The organism is Brevundimonas sp. CURTG3B2_SDJG, assembly GCF_057364705.1.
Map to the genome: position 1 here is coordinate 1 of NZ_JBNFOJ010000594.1, position 557 is coordinate 557.

Below are 557 nucleotides of genomic sequence, written 5' to 3' on the forward strand. Positions count from 1 at the left end.
ACCGACCCGGGCGGCCCGCCCGCTCAGGGCCTGGGCGGTCCGCGACGCCCTTCAGGCCGCCGGGTTCCGGGCGAGCGTATCCAGATCGCCGGCTACGACGCGCCCGATCCCCGGGCGCCGGTGCTGGCGGGCTTCGAAACGGTGCGGGCCGCGATCCCCAACTGCGCCAGTGAGCCGCGCAGCATGGAAGGCCGTTTCTCCAACGCCTCCTCGCTCGGGCTGGGCTGCGCCTTGACCGCCAACATGGCCGCCCAGATCGCCGATCCGCGCGACATCCTCGGGGCCCGGGCGATGAGCCCCGCCGATTCCGGTCGCGCCGCCGTCGTGTTCGACAACTACCGCCGGGGCCAGGTGACCTCGGCGCCGCAAGAAATCCTCGTCGAGGGCCGCATCGCGCAGGCGGTGGACTAGAGCATGAGCAACGCCTTCGCCCCCCGCCCGTTCGAGGATTTCGAGGACGAGTTCGACCTCGAGATGGGCTATGCCGCGCCCGACGGCCCCGCGGCGGGCCCCGAGGTCGGCGCGTTCCCGGCGGACCCCCCTCGACCCCGAAGCGG

The 557-nt window shown here is 73.8% G+C and carries 1 protein-coding gene; it reads left to right on the forward strand.

Features of this window, described 5'->3' with window-relative positions; all coding sequences use genetic code 11:
• Positions 1-411: CpaD family pilus assembly lipoprotein (locus AC2W7C_RS18860; RefSeq protein ID WP_486002706.1), on the forward strand; the 411-nt coding region annotated here is incomplete at its 5' end.
• Positions 412-557: the final 146 nt, after the last annotated feature.